This is a genomic window from Phenylobacterium sp. FG114 (assembly GCF_057809855.1).
The window spans coordinates 23,930-39,468 of sequence record NZ_JBMDKU010000019.1; the positions used below are offsets into that span (position 1 = coordinate 23,930).

Annotated in this window: 14 protein-coding genes; 7 read left to right on the forward strand and 7 right to left on the reverse strand. The window is 70.0% G+C overall.

Going from position 1 to position 15,539, the window contains the following annotated elements:
• Nucleotides 1-369: 369 nt before the first annotated feature.
• The 4 genes from hisG to ACODSY_RS23735 form a co-directional block, all read right to left on the reverse strand.
• Nucleotides 370-1,320 carry an ATP phosphoribosyltransferase gene (hisG, locus tag ACODSY_RS23720; RefSeq protein ID WP_488954374.1) on the reverse strand — a complete coding sequence of 317 codons (951 nt, stop codon included), beginning with the start codon at nt 1,318-1,320 and terminating at the stop codon, nt 370-372.
• Nucleotides 1,321-1,407: 87 nt separating this feature from the next.
• The gene (locus ACODSY_RS23725) at nt 1,408-2,535 is read right to left on the reverse strand and encodes an ATP phosphoribosyltransferase regulatory subunit (RefSeq protein ID WP_488954375.1); all 1,128 of its coding nucleotides are present in this window, start codon (nt 2,533-2,535) and stop codon (nt 1,408-1,410) included.
• On the reverse strand, nt 2,535-4,001 hold the full coding sequence (gene hisS, locus ACODSY_RS23730; RefSeq protein ID WP_488954376.1) for a histidine--tRNA ligase: 1,467 nt from the start codon (nt 3,999-4,001) through the stop codon (nt 2,535-2,537). Before hisS ends, ACODSY_RS23725 begins: the two co-directional genes overlap by 1 nt.
• Before the next feature lie 265 nt (nt 4,002-4,266).
• A complete protein-coding gene (locus tag ACODSY_RS23735) occupies nt 4,267-5,094 on the reverse strand; it encodes a helix-turn-helix transcriptional regulator (protein WP_488954377.1) in 828 nt (275 codons plus the stop codon).
• A gap of 88 nt (nt 5,095-5,182) precedes the next feature.
• Between ACODSY_RS23735 and ACODSY_RS23740 the strand changes: the two genes are divergently transcribed.
• Entirely contained in the window at nt 5,183-5,905 is a 723-nt protein-coding gene (locus ACODSY_RS23740; RefSeq protein WP_488954378.1) for a DoxX family membrane protein, read from the forward strand.
• Here the strand turns inward: ACODSY_RS23740 and ACODSY_RS23745 are convergent.
• The 3 genes from ACODSY_RS23745 to ACODSY_RS23755 are packed head-to-tail and all read right to left on the reverse strand — an operon-like array spanning nt 5,902 to nt 8,828.
• On the reverse strand, nt 5,902-6,705 hold the full coding sequence (locus tag ACODSY_RS23745; protein ID WP_488954379.1) for an arginase family protein: 804 nt from the start codon (nt 6,703-6,705) through the stop codon (nt 5,902-5,904). The genes ACODSY_RS23740 and ACODSY_RS23745 overlap by 4 nt on opposite strands.
• Nucleotides 6,706-6,714: 9 nt before the next feature.
• Nucleotides 6,715-7,488 carry a DUF1365 domain-containing protein gene (locus ACODSY_RS23750; protein WP_488954380.1) on the reverse strand — a complete coding sequence of 258 codons (774 nt, stop codon included), beginning with the start codon at nt 7,486-7,488 and terminating at the stop codon, nt 6,715-6,717.
• 2 nt (nt 7,489-7,490) lie between these two features.
• The gene (locus ACODSY_RS23755; RefSeq protein ID WP_488954381.1) at nt 7,491-8,828 is read right to left on the reverse strand and encodes an NAD(P)/FAD-dependent oxidoreductase; all 1,338 of its coding nucleotides are present in this window, start codon (nt 8,826-8,828) and stop codon (nt 7,491-7,493) included.
• A 139-nt stretch (nt 8,829-8,967) separates the two neighbouring features.
• Between ACODSY_RS23755 and ACODSY_RS23760 the strand changes: the two genes are divergently transcribed.
• From ACODSY_RS23760 to ACODSY_RS23785, 6 genes are all read left to right on the forward strand, one after another.
• Complete coding sequence (locus tag ACODSY_RS23760) at nt 8,968-9,768, forward strand: DUF1295 domain-containing protein (protein ID WP_488954382.1); 801 nt, start codon at nt 8,968-8,970, stop codon at nt 9,766-9,768.
• Nucleotides 9,765-10,790 carry an SAM-dependent methyltransferase gene (locus ACODSY_RS23765; protein WP_488954383.1) on the forward strand — a complete coding sequence of 342 codons (1,026 nt, stop codon included), beginning with the start codon at nt 9,765-9,767 and terminating at the stop codon, nt 10,788-10,790. Before ACODSY_RS23760 ends, ACODSY_RS23765 begins: the two co-directional genes overlap by 4 nt.
• Nucleotides 10,791-10,801: 11 nt before the next feature.
• Nucleotides 10,802-11,203, forward strand: a complete 402-nt coding sequence (locus ACODSY_RS23770) for a DUF2177 family protein (RefSeq protein WP_488954384.1) — start codon at nt 10,802-10,804, stop codon at nt 11,201-11,203.
• 81 nt (nt 11,204-11,284) lie between these two features.
• Nucleotides 11,285-12,868 (forward strand): AMP-binding protein, encoded by a 1,584-nt coding sequence (locus ACODSY_RS23775; protein ID WP_488954385.1) that lies wholly within the window; start codon nt 11,285-11,287, stop codon nt 12,866-12,868.
• Nucleotides 12,869-12,958: 90 nt separating this feature from the next.
• Entirely contained in the window at nt 12,959-14,248 is a 1,290-nt protein-coding gene (locus ACODSY_RS23780; protein ID WP_488954424.1) for a metal-dependent hydrolase family protein, read from the forward strand.
• Between the two features lie 70 nt (nt 14,249-14,318).
• Complete coding sequence (locus ACODSY_RS23785) at nt 14,319-15,479, forward strand: DegT/DnrJ/EryC1/StrS family aminotransferase (RefSeq protein WP_488954386.1); 1,161 nt, start codon at nt 14,319-14,321, stop codon at nt 15,477-15,479.
• Nucleotides 15,480-15,539: the final 60 nt, after the last annotated feature.

Below are 15,539 nucleotides of genomic sequence, written 5' to 3' on the forward strand. Positions count from 1 at the left end.
GCACGGTTTGGCTATCGCCAAGCTGAAGCGTTTGAGTGGAAGCCCCCTCAGTCAGCTTCGCTGACAGCTCCCCCGCCAGGGGAGCAACCAGGTTTTGACGCTCTCGTCAAAAATACCGATGTCCGGAAAAAGAATCGGCCCGCAGCGGGGGATAGTCGCTGCGGGCCGCCTTGAGCAGTCGCTCTGATTGAGCGGGCGTTTCCTCCCCGAAACGCCGGAGACCTCGGGACTAGCGCCTTCATGTCTCTCGCCTGATGACAGAACGGCAATTTTCTACCCGAGTCAACGGGCGAAACCCCCTGAAACGGGGCGTCCTGATCAGAAAATCGCGAGCACGCAGGAAATTTACGGCGTCTTTTGACGCCAGCGTCAAATAACCTGTGCTTTGAGCGTTTCGAATGGCGGGCACCTGACATCGAAGACGAAATCGGGCTTGGATGCCGTTACCGGTCCCACGCCCGCGGCGGTCAACGCCAGGGACGCATCGGCCACCTTCGCCGAATCGACCAGCAGGCCGTTGGGCCGTCGTGTCGCGCCGGCCGCGACCAGGGAATTCACCGTCGCAACCTCCACCGCGTCGCCGCCGACGGGCCAGGTCAGGGTCGAACTGCGCAGCGCCGCGGCCCGCGCCTCGACGATCCGCAGCAACCGTTCCGCCTGTGCGATGGCCGCAGCGTCCCAACTGGCGCGCAGCGACGCCGCGAGCTGTGCCTGGCTCTTCAGCATGACGCCGTCGGCCAGCACCTTCAGCCCGTTGGCCTGCAGGGTCGCCCCGGTCGTCGTGATGTCGACCACCAGTTCCGCGGAGCCGGCCGCCGGCGCGCCCTCCGTGGCGCCGCCCGACTCGGCGATCCGGTAGTCGGCGATCCCGTGCCGCGCGAAGAAGCTGCGCGTCTGGGTGAGGTATTTGGTGGCCACGCGCATCCGCCGGCCGGTGCGCCGCAGGTAGTCGTGCGCCACCTCCTCGAGGTCGGCCATCGAGTCGACGTCCAGCCAGCTCTTCGGCACGGCGGTGACCAGGTCGGCGCGGCCGAAGCCCAGGGCGCGCAGCAGCAGGACGCGCGAATCCAGGTCCTCGCCCCGCTCGCGCAGCAGGTCCTCGCCGGTGACCCCCAGGTGCACCTCGCCCGCGTCGAGCGCGTCGGCGATGTCGGCGGCCGAGAGCAGCCGCACCTGCGCGCCGGCCACACCCTTCAGGCTGGCCATGTAGCCGCGCGCCCCGCCGGTGACCTCCAGCTTCAGCCCGCTGTCGGCCAGCCAGCCCTCGACCTGCTCCTTCAGCCGTCCTTTCGAGGGGACCGCGATGATGAGACCGCTCATCCTCCTATGCTCCTTCGGAGCTTCGCAGGATCGAGCCTGCGGTTACTGAAAGGAGGGCGCATCCTCCGAAGCCTTCGCGAACGAGGATCATTGCTCGCCTCCCGTCCAGGCCCGCCAGGGCCGGACCATGCAGCCCACCGCGCGCGCGTCGCTCTGACCGCCGAGGCGGGCCAGCAGGCCATCGTAACGTCCGCCCACCGCCACGGCCCGGTCGGGGCCCAGCGCGTCGCTGCGCACCTCGAAGGTGACGCCGTCGTAGTAGTCGAAGGCGTGCCCCAGGGCGGGGGTGAACCGCATCCGGTCGGCCGGGGCGGTGCGCGTCAGCTCCAGCAGCCGCGTCTCCCATCCCGCCAGCGCCGCCTTCAGCGCGCCGTCATTGGCGCCCGCCAGGTCGCGCATGCGGGCGAAGGCGTAGGCCGGCGTGTCGTCGATCGCCATGAAGGCGCGGATCGCCTCGGCCTGGGCCTCGGTCAGCGACGGCGCGTGCGCCGCCTCCGCCTTGCGCACGAGGCGCGCGGCGATCTCGGCCGGCCCGCGCCCGCCCACCGGCTCCACGCCCGCCAGCGCCCAGACCTCTTCCAGCAACGCCGCCGCCTGAGCCTCCGATAGCCCGGCCAACAGCCCGGCCAGCGTGCCCCCGGCCGCGGCCGTCTCGCCGGTGCGCGACAGCTCGGCCCACAGCAGGCGGGGCCGGCCCGCCACCCGCTTCAGCCGCCCCGCCAGCGTCTCCGGCAGGTCCAGGCTTTCGATGAAGGCGCCGAACAGCGCCACGTCGCCCAGCCAAAGCGAAAGGTCCTTGCGTCCGCCCGCCTCGGCCGCGCGCCACGCCAGAGCGGCGATCTCGGCGTCGGCGGCCTCGACGGCTCCGCCGCCGGGCGAGAACATCTCCAGGCCCAGTTGCACGAACTCCTCGGGCCGGTCGTCGCCGCCGGCCGAGCGGAACGCAGCGCCTTGGTACCAGTAGAGCCCCGCCGCCCGCGCGCTCTCGATGTGCTGGCGCGCGATGGCGACGGTGAAGTCGGGCCGCAGGCAGCTCTCGGTCCCGCCCTCGGCCTGAACCACGAACAGGCGCGCACGCATGGCCTCGCCGGCCAGGTCCAGCAACAGGTTCAGCGGCTGCAGCAGCGGCGCGTCGGCGCGCTCGGCGCCGGAGGCCTCCAGCGGCGCCCGGATGGAGGCCAGCGCTTCAGCGGAAACAGCCGGTTCGACGCGCATCAGCCGGCGTCCAGGATGCGGCGCAGGGCGGACGTCAGCTCGCCACGCGGGATCGTCTGCTGGCCCGGCCGTTGCTCGCGCCACTCGGCGTTGTCGGTCACCTTGCCCGCCAGCTCGCGGCCCAGGTCCAGGTCCTTCACGGTGACGGTCCCGGCCGCCAGCTCGTCCTCGCCCACGATCACCGCGGCAGGCGACAGGCGGCGGTCGGCGTACTTCATCTGGGCCTTCATGCCGGACGAGCCGAGGTAGACTTCGGCCGGGATGCCCGCCGCGCGGATTTCCCGGGCGACGGCGAAATAGTCGGCCATGCGAGTCTGGTCGAAGGCGATCACCACCACCGGCCCCCGCGCCGCCGCCTGGGCCCGGCCCGCCGCGCGCAGCGCCGCCGCCAATCGCGACACCCCAAACGAAAAGCCCGTGGCCGGCGTCCGCTCGCCGGTGAACCGCGCCACCAGGTCGTCATAGCGCCCGCCCCCGCCGATGGAGCCAAAGCGCATCGGCTGGCCCTTCTCGTCCAGGGTGGAGAGCAGGAGTTCGGCCTCGAAGACCGCGCCGGTGTAGTACTCAAGGCCCCGCACCACCGACGGGTCGAAGGTGGCGCGGTCGGCCGCGACGCCCAGTCCGGTCAGGGCCGCGTCGATGGCGGCCAGTTCCGCCAGTCCTTCGTCGCCCTCGGCCGAGCCGCCGACCACGTCCGACAGTTTCGCCAGGGTCGAAGCCCGGTCGCCCGCCCCCGCCGCCGTGAAAGCCAGCACCCGCTCGGCGGCCGCCGCGTTCAGCCCCGCGCCCTTGGTGAAGTCGCCGCTCTCGTCCTTGCGGCCCTCGCCCAGCAACAGGCGCACGCCGTCCGGGCCCAGTCGGTCCAGCTTGTCCACGGCCCGCAGAACGGCCAGCTTCTGGCCCTCGTCGGCCACCCCGGCGGCGGTCATCAGCCCGTTCAGGAGCTTGCGGTTGTTTATCTTGATCAGCGCCGCGCCGGCCGGCAGGCCCGCGGCTTCCAGCCCCTCCACCGCCATGGCGATGATCTCCGCGTCCGCCTCCGGCCGGGCCGAGCCCACCGTGTCGGCGTCGCACTGCACGAACTCGCGGAAACGGCCCGGCCCCGGCTTCTCGTTACGCCACACCGGCCCGAAGGCGTAGCGGCGGAACGGCTTGGGCAGGGTCTCCCAATTTTGCGCCGCGAACCGGGCCAGCGGCGCGGTCAGGTCGTAGCGCAGCGCCATCCACTGCTCGTCGTCGTCCTGCAGGGCGAAGACGCCCTCGTTCGGACGGTCGGCGTCGGGCAGGAACTTGCCCAGGGCGTCGGCGTATTCGAACGCTCCGGTCTCCAGCGGCTCGAAACCCCAGCGCTCGTAGACGCCGCTGACGGCGGCGAGGATCGCCCGCTCCGACACGACATCCCGCGCGCGGCGGTCGTTGAACCCACGGGGGGCGCGGGCTTCGGGGCGGGTCTGGTCGCTGCTCATGGCCGCGCGATTAGCGGCTGAGGGAACATCACTCAAGGAAGTGCTTTGGGAAAGGCTCATCGGTCGTCTCTCGGAAGGAGGTCGACGGACGAAGCTGAGAAGGTTCGAGCCCCGTCCGCTGGTGCGGGGCTCGGAGGGGGTTCGCTTAAGCCACGAGCCCGCCAGCCGATCCCGCTTGGGTCGGATGGTGATGGCCGTGATGGTGCGCGAACCGCGTCATGACGGCGGGGCTCTTAGCGGAACTTCGTGACCGAGTCACGAACGCTCACGCCGCCCGGCGGAAGCTCCGCGGCGAGGCGCCGAAGGCCGTGCGGAAGGTCGCGTTGAAGTGGGAGACGTCGTTGAAGCCGACGCCGAACGCGATTTCGGTCACGCTCTCGCGGGTGTCCAGCAGCCGGTCGGCGGCGGCGCGCAGACGGGCGCCGATCAGGTACTGGCGCGGCGTCTCGCCGGTGACCGACCGGAAGGCGCGGATGAAGTGGTATCGGCTGAGTCCGGCGAGCCCCGCCATCTCCGACAGGCCCAGCGGCTCGGCATAGTCGGCGTCGATCAGGGCGGCCACGTCGCGCACCCTATGGCGTTCGCCGTTGGAGATCGGCCTCACCCCGCGGCCCGGCCGCAGCGCCGCGCCCGTCAGGCGCACCACCGCTTCCTCGTCCGGCCGGCCGACCGATGCCAGGCGGCGAACGGCGGCGTAGAGCGGCGCCGTCGTCCGCCCCGCCGCCAACCCCGCGACCGGGAAGGCGGCCAGATCGCAGCCGACGTCGTTGGCCACCTCGGCCAGCAAACCCTCGTCCAGCGCGACCACCGAGCGCCGCACGTCGCGGGTGTCGAGATAGCTGTAGGTGAACTCCTCGCCAGCATTGCCGAACAGCAGGCTGCCGGGCCGCGCCTCGGCGACCCCGATCGGCGATCGATAATCGAACTGGCCCGACACGATCACGCCGATGGACGGGCAGGCGTACTGGCTCTCGCGCCGCCCTTCGAAGGGCGCGCTGTGGCACCGCGCGTCGCCCGCGCCATAGAGGCCCGCGTGCGACGGCAACTCGGGCCCCGCCACCTCGATCCGGAATGCCGACACAGGCGCGCGCATGCCCCGATCGTGCGGCGGGCGCCGCCGGCTTGGCAACAGCAATAAACCCCAAGTCCCGGCGTGCTCCGGGGCGTAACCTACCCCGCGAATGGGGTTGAACCGCAAGACGTTGCCATACGGCCTGGGCGCCGTGGGTCTGGGCGTGCTGGGGCTGGTCGTCGGCGACTTCGCCCTCCAGTGGCAGCCCGTGCCCAAGGACGTTCCCGCCCGCGAGGCGCTGGCCTACCTCAGCGCCTTCCTCCTCATCGCGGGCGGCTTGGCGACGATCTGGCGGCCCGTCGCGGCCTGGGGCGCCCTGGGCCTTGGCGCGATGTACGGCGTCTGGGTTGTCGTACTCCACCTGCCCGTCGCGCTCGCCGGCAAGACGAGCGACATCGGATCGTGGAACGCGGTCGCAGAGGCCCTCGCCCTCAGCCTGGGCGGCCTGGTCGCCTGGGCGGCGATGCGGCGGCCGGACCTCGCGCCAGCGGGCCGGCGGCTGTTCGGCCTGTGCGCCGTGATCTTCGCCCTAGCCCACTTCGGCTACGCGAAGTTCACCGCCTCGATGGTGCCTGGCTGGCTGCCCGCGCCGCTGTTCTGGGCGTATTTCACCGGCGCCTGCCACCTGGCCGGCGGCCTGGCCTTGATCGCCGGCGTCGTTCCGCGCCTCGCCGCGAGCCTGCTGGCGGCGATGTACGGCCTGTTCGCCCTGATCCTGCACCTGCCGCGCGTGATCGCCGCGCCGGACCAGCGCATCGAGTGGACCATGCTGTTCATCGCCCTGTCGCTCGCCGGCGCCGCCTGCAACCTGCGCGCGGCCCGGGAGGCCTAAATCCCCGCGTCGGCGGCGATCCTGGCCACCAGTTCCTTCAGCAGCTTCGCCGCCACCACCGCGGTCATGCCGTTTACATCGCGGTCGGGGTTCAGCTCGACGATGTCGCCGCCGATCACCGGACCTGGCGTCTGCCAGATCACGTCCAGCACCTCGCGGGTCGTCTTGCCACCCGGCTCGTGGTGCGAGACGCCCGGCGCATAGGCCGGGTCCAGCCCGTCCAGGTCGATGGAGATGTAGGTCGACCCGGCCGGCAGGGCCGCCAGGCCCGCGTCATGCTCGTGCGGGGCGAACACCTTCACGCCGTAGCGTTTCGCCTGGGCGACCAGGTGGGCGTTCGGCGTTCGGATGCCGAGCTGGGTGATCCCGGCCGCCAAGCCGTTCTCCATGATCCGCGCGAAGGGCGAGGCGTGGCTCAGCGGGTCGCCCTCGAAGTTCTCATAGAGGTCGGAATGGGCGTCGATGTGCACGATCTGCGGCGGAGAAATCCCGGCCGCGGCCAGCCCGGCGAGAACCGGATAGGTCACCGCATGGTCGCCGCCCAGCACCACCGCCGGGCCCGCCGCAAACGCCGCGCGCACGGCCTCGACCATCCTGTCGAAATCGCCGTCGTCCTCGCGCAGGGGCGCGTCGCCGAGGTCGTTGAGCAGGCCCTCGTCCAGCACCATCCCGTTGGTGGCTGTCAGGTGCGCGTGCGGGGAATTCAGCGCCTCGCGGATCGCCGACGGCGCCTTGGCCGGGCCGCGCAGGAAGGAGGAATGCTGGTCTGTGGGGAGACCCAGGAGGGAGACGCGAGTCATGCGGCGAAGCTACGCCGCCAGCTTCGCCGGCGTCACCACCGTCACCGCCCATCCGGGCTTCGCCGGCCGGCGGCGGATCTTCTCGCCCTTCAGCCAGATGAACAGCGCCTCCCAGTGGATGGCGCCCATGACGCCCACGGTCATCCAGGGATGGGTCAGCCAGGCGCGCAGCAGATTGCGGTCGGTCAGCGCCTGCCGTTCGGCGGCGAACCCCGTCGCCAGCACCCGCCCCTCGGCGTCGTCGACGTCCACCAGCACCTGCACCTGGTCGCCGGGCGGCCGCACCCGGAAGGCGTACGAGAGATCCATGTCCATGAAGGGCGAGACGTAAAACCCCTTCTCGCAGGCCTGTTTCACGATCGGGGCGTCTTCCGCCGGGATCAGGTAGCTGTGCCGTTCGCCGAAGGTGTTGTTGACCTCGTAGAGGATGGCGCTCAGCGCCCCGTCGGCCGCGTAGCAGAAATAGACCGTCAGCGGGTTGAACCCCATGCCCAGGATGCGCGGCATGGCCAGCATCCGCACCGGCCCGCCATGGGCGATCCCCGCCGCGGCGAGTTGGGCCTCCACCTGCTGTTTCAGCGGCGTCGCCGAACCGTCGCCATGCCGGCGCGGGTCGAAGCCGGTCAGGTTGAAGCGCCGGAGGGAAAACAGCTTCAGGCCGCGGTCGAGCGCGTCCAGCTCGTCCAGGTCCAGCAGCAACATGAAGATCCGATAGCGCAGCGCATGGCGCCGGGGCTTCATCCGCGTGTGGGAGACGATCCCGGGATAGAGCCCGGAGCGCATGGTCAGGCGGCCTCGTCCGCCAGCAGCGGCTCGCGCACATGGATGCGGCCGTTCTCGTCCGCCACCGTCCAGGGCCGGCGCACGCCGCCCAGCTGCTCGGCGACGGCCAGGCCCGATTGCAGGGCGTCCTCGTGGAAGCCGTGGCCCAGGTACGATCCGCAGAACCAGGTGCGCCGCACGCCCTGGATGTCCCAGAACTCGGTCTGCGCGGCGATCGCGCCGGCGTCGAACAGCGGGTGCTCGTAGATCTCGGTGCGGATCAGCTTGTCCGCGGCGATTTCCTTGTTCGGGTTCAGGGTCACGAACAGGTCCGGCGCGTCCTTCAGGCTTTGCAGCCGGTTCATCCAGTAGCTGACCGCCCCCTCGCCCGGGGCGTTCCGGTGGCCGATGTGGTTCCAGCTGCACCAGGCGCGCCGGCGCTTGGGCATCAGCACCGGGTCGGTGTGCAGCGCCACGAGGTTGCGGCTGTAGCGGAAGCAGCCCAGCAGCCGCTTCTCCTCCGGGGTCGGATCCTCCAGCAGGCCGAGCGCCGTGTCGCCGTGGGTGGCGATCACCACCTGGTCGAACCGTTCGCGACCACCGCCGGCCAGCCGCACCTCGGCTCCGTTGGCGTCGCGGCGCACGCCGGCGACCCGCACGCCCTTGCGCACCTCGCCCCGGAACGCCGCCGTCAGCTTCTCGACGTATTCGCGCGAGCCGCCCTTCACGGTCCGCCAAAGGCCGCGCCCCACGATGCTCATCATGCCGTGGTTCAGGAAGAACCGGATCAGCGAGGCGGCGGGGTACTGGCCGATCTCCTTCAGCGGCGTCGACCAGATGGCGGCCGCCTGCGGCAGCAGATGGTCGTCGCGGAACGCCTGGCAGTAGCCCTTCTCTTCCAGATAGGCCTCGAGCGAGGTCAGCGGCGTCTCCAGCCGAGCCAGATCCTTCGGCGCGTGCCGGTAGAAGCGGGTGATGTCCCGCAGCATTCCCCAGAACCGCGCCGAGAACAGGTTGCGCTTCTGGGCGAACACGCCGAGCGCGCCGTAGCTGGAATATTCGAAGTCGCCGTCGTCCAGGCTCACCGACAGGCTCATGTCGGCGTTCAGGCTCGGCACGCCCAGGTGCTTCAGCAGCGCCGTGAAGTTCGGATAGTTGCCTTCGTTGTAGACGATGAAGCCGGTGTCCACCGGCACCGGACCGTGATGGCCGGGCGCTTCGGCGGTGTTGGCATGGCCGCCGACCCGCGGGTCGGCCTCGAACAGGGTGACGTCGTGCGTCTCCGATAGCAGCCAGGCCGCCGAAAGCCCGGCTATGCCCCCTCCGACCACGGCTACGCTCAGCCGCTCGACGCTGCTCATCTGGACTCCCAACCTCTGTCTGCGCGCGCGACCCCCGGCCCGCGCGGCGCCTGGAGTGCTTAGCAAATGCTACGGCCTCCTCACAGCGCCGGATGCGTCTCCGGCCGGATCATGATCGTATGAGCAGGGGGTTCGCGCGATGCTGCTGCAAATTGTCCTGGGCGTCCTGGTCGCCATGCTCGCGGTGATGGTCGCGGCGTGGGCCTTCGGGCTTGCCGCGAAGAACGGCGGCTGGACCGACGTGTTCTGGAGCTTCGGGACCGGCCTGCTGCTGGCAGGCGCCGCCTTCGTCTCCACCGGCGTCGACGCCAGCCCGGCGCGCCGATGGCTGATCGTGGCCTTCATGCTGGTCTGGGGCCTGCGCCTCGGCCTCTACCTGGCGCCGCGCGTGGCCGGCCATCCCGAGGATCCGCGCTACGCCGCGTTCCGGAGGTCGGCGAAGAACTATCCGCTGACCATGCTGTGGGTGAGCCTGCCCCAGGCGCCCGCCACCGCCCTGCTGGCGCTCTCCGTCGTAACCGCCGCCCAGCGTCCGGCGCCGGACCTCGACGTCCGCGACGCCCTGGCCGCGCTGGTCTACCTCGCAGCCATCATCGGCGAGACGGTCTCCGACTCCCAGATGAAGCGCTTCCGCGCCGACCCGGCCAACAAGGGCAAGGTCATCGAGACCGGCCTCTGGGCCTGGTCGCGCCACCCGAACTACTTCTTCCAGTGGCTGGGCTGGATGGCCTATCCCATCATGGCCCTGGATCCTTCCCGCCCGGTCGCCTTCCTCACCCTCGTCGCGCCGGCGGTCATGTATGGCCTGCTTCGCTACGTCTCCGGCGTCCCGCCCCTGGAGGAAGCCATGCTGAAATCGCGCGGCGACGCATTCCGCGCCTACCAGAAGCGCGTCAGCGTCTTCTTCCCCCTGCCACCCAAGCATCCTGAGTCCGCATGAGCTTCACCTCCGCCATCATCGATACGTTCGAAGGCGCGCCGCTTCCCGACACCGTCCGCAAGACCGCGATCCACCTGCTGGTGGCCAATGCGCGGCGGGAGCATTCCAAGGCGGGTCCGGGGACCGAGGCCGCCTTCGCCCGCGACATGGCCGAGCACCCGATCGCCGCTCACACCGACGCGGCCAACGCCCAGCACTACGAGGTGCCGGCGGAGTTCTTCCTCAACTGCCTCGGCCCGCAGCTGAAATATTCGTCCTGCCTCTACCGGAACCCCGGCGACACCATCGCCGAGGCCGAGGAGCACGCGCTGAAAGAGACGGCCGAGCACGCCGACCTTCGGGACGGCCAGCGGATCCTGGAACTGGGCTGCGGCTGGGGCTCGCTGTCGCTGTGGATGGCCAAGGCCTATCCCGACGCGAGGATCACCTCGGTTTCGAACTCGGCCAGCCAGAAGGCCTTCATCATGGCCCGCGCCCAGGAACGCGGCCTGTCGAACCTCGAGGTCATCACCTGCGACATGAACGACTTCGAGGCGCCCGGCGAATTCGACCGCGTGGTCTCGGTCGAGATGTTCGAGCACATGTCGAACTGGCGCGCCCTGCTGGGCCGGGTGAAGACGTGGCTGAAGCCGGATGGCCGCCTCTTCATCCACGTCTTCACGCACAAGACCACGCCCTACCGGTTCGACCTCAACGACGACGCGGACTGGATCGGGAAATACTTCTTCTCGGGCGGCGTCATGCCCAGCCATGGCCTGATGGCCCAGTTCCCCGACCTGTTCACCGTCGAGCAGGATTGGCGCTGGAGCGGGACCCACTACGAGAAGACCGCGCTGCACTGGCTCGACGCCTACGACCGCAACCTGCCGAAGATCCGGCCGGTGCTGGAGGCGACCTACGGCGCCGACGCCACGCTCTGGCACAGGCGCTGGCGCCTGTTCTTCCTCGCCACCGCCGGCCTCTTCGGCCACCGTGGCGGCACGGAATGGGGCGTGAGCCACTATCGCTTGAAGCCGGCCTGAACGGGGGAAGAATGATCCGACTGATCGCCACCTACGTCGCCACGGCGCTGGCCGTCCTGGCGCTGGACATCGTCTGGCTCACCCAGTTCGGGCCGAAGGTCTATTTCCCGACCCTGGATCCCGTCGCCATGCCCATGGCGCGGATCGCACCCGCCGCGGTGTTCTACTTCATCTACATCGCCGGCATCCTGGCGCTGGCCGTCTGGCCTACCCGCGACAAGCCGCTCCGGGCTACGACGGTGACGGGCGCCATGCTGGGCGGGCTCTGCTACGCCACCTACGACCTCACCAACCAGGCGACGCTGAAGGTCTGGTCCACCCAGATCACCCTGATCGACATCACTTGGGGCACGTTCCTTACCGCGGTGGGCGCAACCGTCGGCGGACTGGTGATCCGACGCATGAAGGCCTAGTCGCGCCCCGCCTCCGCGTGCCATTGTCGTTTTCGAAGATAGATCACGATACAGTGTAAATCTGTACGCGGAGGACACGGGATGGATGCGGTGCTCGAACGGCAGGACCTGTCGGCGCGCCTGGAAGCGGCGTCGCTCAACGGGATGACCATGGCGGTATGGGCCGACGCCCAGCCGAACAAGGCCGCGGTCGTCGATCCCGACGGGACCAGCCGTTCCTTCGCCGAGGTGAACGCCAACGCCAACCGGCTCGTGCGGCTGCTGCGCGGCGCGGGACTGAAGGCCGGCGACGCGGTGGCGCTGGCGATGTCGAACCGTCACGAGTTCCTCGAAATCCAGTCGGCGACGCTTCGGGCCGGCTTCCGCATCACGCCGATCAACTGGCACCTCACCGTCGACGAGATCGCCTACATCCTCAACGACTGCGAGGCTCAGGCCGTGTTCGTCGAGGCCCGCATCGGCGCCGGCGTCCAGGCCGCGGCCCTTGCACCCAGCCTCAAGATCAAGGTGGCGGTCGGCGGGGATATCGACGGCTTCGTGAACTACGACCAGGCGCTGGCGGGCGTGGATCCGTCCGACATCGACGACCCGGTGCTCGGCAACCAGATGCTCTACACCTCGGGCACCACGGGCCGACCCAAGGGCGTCTTCCGTCCGACGCCGGTCGTCACGCCCCAGGCCATGTACGCCCTGCGCGGCTACGATGCGGACTCGGTGCAGCTTTGCGCGGGTCCGGCCTATCACGCCGCTCCGCTGGCGTTCGACGTCCGCGCCGCCATGGGGGCCGGCGCCACCCTGGTGTTCCTCGACAAGTGGGACAGCGAGCACACCCTGCGCACCATCGCCGCGCACCGGGTTACCCACATGCACCTGGTGCCGATCATGTTCCAGCGGCTGCTGGCGCTGTCGCCCGAGGTGAAGGCCCGCCACGACATCTCCAGCGTGAAGTACATCGTCCACGGCGCGGCGCCCTGCCCGCCCGAAGTGAAGCACGCGATGATCGAGTGGTTCGGCCCGGTGCTCAGCGAGTACTACGCCGGCTCGGAAGGCGGCGCGGGCTTCATGATCAATTCCGAGGAATGGCTGCGCAAGCCGGGCTCGGTGGGCAAGAAGCCCGAGCTGCTAGGCTCCAAGATCCTCGACGAGGCGGGGAACGAGTGTCCGCCCAACGTCTCGGGGACCATCTACCACCAGCTGCCGCCCGGCGGCGGCTTCACCTACTACAAGGACGAGAAGAAGACCCAGGCCTCGCGCGTCGGCGACTACTTCACCATGGGCGACATGGGCTACTTCGACGAGGACGGCTACCTGTTCCTCACCGGCCGCAGCGCCGAGACGATCATCTCGGGCGGGGTGAACATCTACCCGCAGGAGATCGACAACGAGCTGATCAAGCATGAGGCCGTGGCCGACAGTTCCACCGTCGGCGTGCCGCACGACGAGTGGGGCGAACAGGTCAAGGCGGTGATCCTGCTCAAGCCCGGTTACGAGCCGTCCGACCTGCTGGCGCAGGAGATCCTCGCCTTCGCCCGTGACAGCCTGCCCAGCTTCAAGGTGCCCCGCAGCCTGGACTTCGTCACCAGCCTGCCCCGCTCGGAAGCCGGCAAGATCCAGCGTGGCAAGGTGCGCGCCCCCTACTGGGAAGGCCGCGCCCGCCAGATCTGACGAAGGCGCCGGTTCCGCACTGGCGCTTTCCGGCCTTCGAACCTACGGTCCCGCCAGTTGTGTTTCTGGGGGACATCCGTGAAGGCCTTCATCCTCGGCGCGGCGCTCGCCGCCGCCCTCGTCGCGCCCGCGCTGGCGCAGCAGCCCGCCACCACCTTCGTCCAGGCCGGGCGCGTGCTGGTCGACCCCGCTTCGGGCAAGGTCGAGACCAACAAGACGCTGGTGGTCCAGGCGGGGAAGGTCGTCCGCATCGCCGATGGCTTCGTCTCCGAGCCGGGCGGCCAGGTCGTCGACCTCAAGAACGCCTTCGTCCTGCCCGGCCTGATCGACAGCCACGTTCACATCACCAGCCAGCAGGGCCCCACCTCGCGCCTCGACGAAGTGACCGAGTCCTCGGCCGAACAGGCCCTGATCGGCGCGCGCTATGCGAAGCGCACCCTGATGGCCGGCTTCACCACGGTCGCCGACCTGGGCGGCGACAACGACGCCGTCTTCGCCCTGCGCAAGGCGACGGCGCTCGGCGATGTCCCCGGCCCGCGCATCGTCGCCGCCGGCTCGGCCATCTCGGTCCACGGCGGCCACGGCGACGTCAACGGCTTCCGCGAGGACGTGATGCACGTGCTGCGGCCGGGCTCGGTCTGCTCGGGCCCCGCCGACTGTAGCCGCGCCGTGCGCGAGCAGGTCTGGAAGGGCGCCGACGTCATCAAGATCACCGCGACGGGCGGCGTGCTGTCCAACACCGCCGCGGGCCTGGCCCAGCAGTTCTCGGACGAGGAGCTGAAGGCGATCGTGGAGAGCGCCCACCGCATGGGCCGCCGCGTCACCGCCCATGCCCACGGCGCCGACGGCATTGATAGCTTCCTGAAGGCCGGCGGCGATTCCATCGAGCACGGCACCTATCTGGACGCCGAGGGCATCGCCCTGATGAAGAAGAACGGCGCCTATCTGGTCCCCACCCTGATGGCCGGCGACTTCGTCTATCGCGTGGCCTCGGGGCCGAACAACTTCCTGACGCCCGCCCAGTCGGCCAAGGCGCTGGAGGCCGGCCCCAAGATGCTGGCCATGGCGCGCCGCGCCCATGACGCCGGCGTGAAGATCGCCTTCGGCACCGACACCGGCGTATCGGCCCACGGCGACAACGCCGGCGAGTTCGGCTTGCTGGTGAAGGCGGGCCTCAGTCCGCTGGAGGCGATCCAGGCCGCCACGGTCAACGCCGCCGACCACCTGCAGATCTCAGCCGTCGCGGGCAGCCTGACCCCCGGCCACGCCGCCGACCTGATCGCGGTCCAGGGCGACCCGCTGAAGGACGTCGCGGTCCTGGAGAAGGTGGGCTTCGTGATGAAGGGGGGCGCCGTCTACAAGGATGCCTCCCGCCCCTGATCGGACGGGAAAAGAAGGGAAACCAAGCGTGTTTGGCCCCGCCCGCCGACGCAGGGCATAAGCCGCCGCCATGATCCCCTTCATCGACCTGCAGTCGCAGCGCCAGCGCCTGGGCCAGCCTCTCGAGGACGCGATCCTCAAGGTGGTGCGGTCGGGCGCCTACGTCATGGGCCCCGAGATCGCCCAGTTCGAGGCCGAGCTCGCCGCCTTCGGCCAGGCGCCCTACGCCCTGTCGTGCGGGTCGGGGACCGAGGCCCTGGTGCTGCCGCTGATGGCCTGGGGGATCGGGCCGGGCGACGCAGTCTTCTGCCCCTCCTTCACCTTCGCCGCGACCGCGGAGGCCATGCCGCTGGTGGGCGCCTCGCCGGTGTTCGTCGACGTGCTGCCCGACACCTATAACCTCGACCCCGCGAAGCTCGAAGCCGCGATCCAGGCCGTGAAGGCCGATGGCAAGCTCACGCCGCGCGCGGTCATCGCCGTCGACCTGTTCGGCCAGCCCGCCGATTACCCCGCCATCGCCGCGATCTGCGCGAAGCACGGCCTGAAGCTGATCTCGGATTCCGCCCAGGGCTTCGGCTGCACGCTGGGCGGCCAGCACCCGATCCACTGGGCCGATGTCACCACCACCTCGTTCTTCCCGGCCAAGCCCTTGGGCTGCTACGGCGACGGCGGGGCGGTGCTTTCCAAGGATGCGCGCTTCCACGACCTGCTGGTCAGCCTGCGCGTCCACGGCCAGGCGGTGAAGTCCGACCTGGAAGGCCGCACCTTCGACCACGACCCCAAGTACCTGAACATGCGCGTCGGCATGAACAGCCGGATGGACACCCTCCAGGCCGCCGTCCTGCTGCAGAAGCTGACCATCTTCGCCGATGAGATCGCGGCCCGGAACAAGGTCGCCGCCCGCTATGCCGAGGGCCTGGGCGACGTGGTCCGCGCCCCGCCGGTGATCGCGGACAGCGTCTCGGTCTGGGCCCAGTACGTCATCGAGACCGACGACCGCGACGGCCTGGCCGCCCACCTGAAGGGCGAGGGCGTGCCGACCGCCGTCTACTACCCCGTCCCGCTGCACCAGCAGGCGCCCTACAAGCACTACCCGCAGCCGGGCGGCCTGCCGGTCACCGAGGCGGCCGCGCACAAGGTGCTGGCGCTGCCTATGCACGCCTACCTGACCGAGCCCGACCAGGACCGCATCGTCTCGGCGATCCGCAACTACGTGAAGCGGAACGGCTAAGCGCAACCGATAGGCCGTTCGGCGGCGACTAGGGTATGGTGACGCTGAGCCATCGTCCCT

Excerpts from the sequence above, each read along its gene's own strand:
- ACODSY_RS23785 (WP_488954386.1), top strand. The coding sequence starts at position 14,319 with ATGATCCCCTTCATCGACCTGCAGTCGCAGCGCCAGCGCCTGGGCCAG.
- ACODSY_RS23765 (WP_488954383.1), top strand. The coding sequence starts at position 9,765 with ATGAGCTTCACCTCCGCCATCATCGATACGTTCGAAGGCGCGCCGCTT.
- hisS (WP_488954376.1), bottom strand. The coding sequence starts at position 4,001 with ATGAGCAGCGACCAGACCCGCCCCGAAGCCCGCGCCCCCCGTGGGTTC.
- ACODSY_RS23755 (WP_488954381.1), bottom strand. The coding sequence starts at position 8,828 with ATGAGCAGCGTCGAGCGGCTGAGCGTAGCCGTGGTCGGAGGGGGCATA.
- hisG (WP_488954374.1), bottom strand. The coding sequence starts at position 1,320 with ATGAGCGGTCTCATCATCGCGGTCCCCTCGAAAGGACGGCTGAAGGAG.
- ACODSY_RS23740 (WP_488954378.1), top strand. The coding sequence starts at position 5,183 with ATGGGGTTGAACCGCAAGACGTTGCCATACGGCCTGGGCGCCGTGGGT.
- ACODSY_RS23745 (WP_488954379.1), bottom strand. The coding sequence starts at position 6,705 with ATGACTCGCGTCTCCCTCCTGGGTCTCCCCACAGACCAGCATTCCTCC.
- ACODSY_RS23760 (WP_488954382.1), top strand. The coding sequence starts at position 8,968 with ATGCTGCTGCAAATTGTCCTGGGCGTCCTGGTCGCCATGCTCGCGGTG.
- ACODSY_RS23770 (WP_488954384.1), top strand. The coding sequence starts at position 10,802 with ATGATCCGACTGATCGCCACCTACGTCGCCACGGCGCTGGCCGTCCTG.
- ACODSY_RS23775 (WP_488954385.1), top strand. The coding sequence starts at position 11,285 with ATGGATGCGGTGCTCGAACGGCAGGACCTGTCGGCGCGCCTGGAAGCG.
- ACODSY_RS23735 (WP_488954377.1), bottom strand. The coding sequence starts at position 5,094 with ATGCGCGCGCCTGTGTCGGCATTCCGGATCGAGGTGGCGGGGCCCGAG.
- ACODSY_RS23725 (WP_488954375.1), bottom strand. The coding sequence starts at position 2,535 with ATGCGCGTCGAACCGGCTGTTTCCGCTGAAGCGCTGGCCTCCATCCGG.
- ACODSY_RS23750 (WP_488954380.1), bottom strand. The coding sequence starts at position 7,488 with ATGCGCTCCGGGCTCTATCCCGGGATCGTCTCCCACACGCGGATGAAG.